This window comes from Micromonospora sp. M42, assembly GCF_000568915.1.
Lineage (GTDB): Bacteria > Actinomycetota > Actinomycetes > Mycobacteriales > Micromonosporaceae > Micromonospora > Micromonospora chalcea.
Window position 1 is genome coordinate 1,601 of the sequence record NZ_KK037242.1, and the last position, 2,953, is coordinate 4,553.

Genomic DNA, 2,953 nt, shown 5'->3' on the forward strand with positions numbered 1-2,953 from the left:
ACATCATCGACACCCCGGGCCACGTCGACTTCACCGTCGAGGTGGAGCGCTCGCTGCGCGTCCTCGACGGTGCCGTCACGGTGTTCGACGGTGTCGCCGGCGTCGAGCCGCAGTCCGAGACCGTGTGGCGTCAGGCGGACCGCTACGGCGTGCCGCGTATCTGCTTCGTCAACAAGCTCGACCGCACCGGCGCCGAGTTCCACCGTTGTGTCGACATGATCATCGACCGCCTCGGTGCGACCCCGCTCGTCATGCAGCTGCCCATCGGGGCCGAGGCCGACTTCCAGGGTGTCGTCGACCTCGTCCGCATGAAGGCGCTCGTCTGGTCCGCCGACACCAAGCTCGGCGAGGCGTACGACGTCGTCGACATCCCGGCGAGCCACACCGAGACCGCCGCCGAGTGGCGCGCGAAGCTCGTCGAGGGCGTCGCCGAGAACGACGAAGAGATGATGGAGCTGTACCTGGAGGGCACCGAGCCCACCGAGGAGCAGCTGTACGCGGCGATCCGCCGTATCACCATCGCCTCGGGCAAGGGCGACGGCACCACCGTCACCCCCGTCTTCTGTGGCACCGCGTTCAAGAACAAGGGCGTGCAGCCCCTGCTCGACGCTGTTGTCCGCTACCTCCCCTCGCCGCTCGACATCGAGGCGATCGAGGGCCAGGCGGTCAACAACCCCGAGGAGGTCGTGAAGCGTCGTCCCTCCGAGGACGAGCCGCTCGCCGCGCTCGCGTTCAAGATCGCCAGCGACCCGCACCTCGGGAAGCTGACCTTCGTCCGCGTGTACTCCGGTCGTCTGGAGTCGGGTTCTTCGGTTCAGAACTCGGTGAAGGGGAAGAAGGAGCGCATCGGCAAGATCTACCGGATGCACGCCAACAAGCGTGAGGAGATCGAGTCGGTGGGTGCCGGTGACATCGTCGCCGTCATGGGTCTCAAGCAGACCACCACCGGTGAGACCCTCTGCGACCCGGCGAACCCGGTGATCCTGGAGTCGATGGACTTCCCGGCCCCGGTCATCGAGGTCGCCATCGAGCCGAAGTCCAAGGGCGACCAGGAGAAGCTGGGCATCGCGATCCAGCGCCTGGCCGAGGAGGACCCGTCCTTCCGCGTCAAGACCGACGAGGAGACCGGCCAGACGATCATCGCCGGTATGGGCGAGCTCCACCTGGACGTGCTCGTCGACCGCATGCGGCGCGAGTTCCGCGTGGAGGCCAACGTCGGCAAGCCGCAGGTCGCGTACCGCGAGACCCTGCGCAAGCCCGTCGAGCGCCTCGACTACACGCACAAGAAGCAGACCGGTGGTTCCGGCCAGTTCGCGAAGGTGCAGATCGCGCTGGAGCCGCTGGAGGGCGACGGCTACGAGTTCGTCAACAAGGTCACCGGTGGCCGTATCCCCAGGGAGTACATCCCCTCGGTGGACGCGGGCGCGCAGGAGGCCATGGAGTTCGGCGTGCTCGCCGGCTACCCGCTCACGGGTGTCCGGGTCATCCTGCTCGACGGTGCCTACCACGACGTCGACTCCTCGGAGATGGCGTTCAAGATCGCCGGTTCGATGGCCTTCAAGGAGGCCGCCCGCAAGGCCAGCCCGGCCCTGCTGGAGCCGATGATGAAGGTCGAGGTGACGACGCCCGAGGACTACATGGGCGACGTCATCGGCGACATCAACTCCCGGCGCGGTCAGATCCAGTCCATGGAGGACCGCTCGGCCGCCAAGCTCGTCACGGGCCTGGTGCCGCTGTCGGAGATGTTCGGCTACGTCGGCGACCTCCGCAGCAAGACCTCGGGTCGCGCAAGCTACTCGATGCAGTTCGACTCCTACGCCGAGGTTCCGCGGAACGTCGCCGAGGAGATCATCGCGAAGGCCAAGGGCGAGTAACTCACCCGAGTTCACGCCGTAGGCTTGACACCGGACCCCCGCACGGGGTGCCCCCGCTCACCAGTGGGGACGCCCCCGGGGGACCCGGCACCCCAGCAAAGATCATCCCTGGCGCCGATGAAGCAAGGCGTACAGAACCACTCCACAGGAGGAACCCAGTGGCGAAGGCGAAGTTCGAGCGGACTAAGCCGCACGTCAACATCGGCACCATCGGTCACATCGACCACGGTAAGACGACCCTCACGGCCGCCATTACCAAGGTGCTGCACGACGCGTACCCGGACCTGAACGAGGCCTCGGCCTTCGACCAGATCGACAAGGCTCCTGAGGAGCGCCAGCGCGGTATCACCATCTCCATCGCGCACGTCGAGTACCAGACCGAGACGCGCCACTACGCGCACGTCGACTGCCCTGGTCACGCGGACTACATCAAGAACATGATCACCGGTGCCGCCCAGATGGACGGCGCGATCCTCGTGGTCGCCGCGACCGACGGTCCGATGCCGCAGACGAAGGAGCACGTCCTCCTGGCCCGCCAGGTCGGCGTCCCCTACATCGTTGTCGCCCTCAACAAGGCCGACATGGTGGACGACGAGGAGATCCTGGAGCTCGTCGAGCTCGAGGTCCGCGAGCTGCTCTCCGAGTACGAGTTCCCGGGCGACGACCTCCCGGTCGTCAAGGTCTCGGCGCTCAAGGCGCTTGAGGGCGACGCCGAGTGGGGCAAGTCCGTTCTCGACCTCATGAAGGCCGTGGACGAGTCCATCCCCGAGCCCGAGCGTGACGTCGACAAGCCGTTCCTCATGCCGATCGAGGACGTCTTCACGATCACCGGTCGCGGTACGGTCGTCACCGGCCGTATCGAGCGTGGTGTCCTGAAGGTCAACGAGACCGTCGACATCATCGGCATCAAGCAGGAGAAGGCGACCACCACGGTCACCGGCATCGAGATGTTCCGCAAGCTGCTCGACGAGGGCCAGGCGGGCGAGAACGTCGGTCTGCTCCTCCGTGGCATCAAGCGCGAGGACGTCGAGCGCGGCCAGGTCATCATCAAGCCGGGCTCGGTCACGCCGCACACCTCC

2 protein-coding genes are annotated in these 2,953 nt (G+C 66.6%); both read left to right on the forward strand.

Features of this window, described 5'->3' with window-relative positions; translation table 11 throughout:
- Positions 1–1,874, forward strand: a 1,874-nt coding sequence (fusA, locus tag MCBG_RS30900; RefSeq protein WP_043331307.1) for an elongation factor G, incomplete at its 5' end; no start/stop codon positions are given.
- Positions 1,875–1,921: 47 nt separating this feature from the next.
- On the forward strand, positions 1,922–2,953 hold a 1,032-nt coding region (gene tuf, locus MCBG_RS30905; RefSeq protein WP_369799373.1), incomplete at its 3' end, for an elongation factor Tu.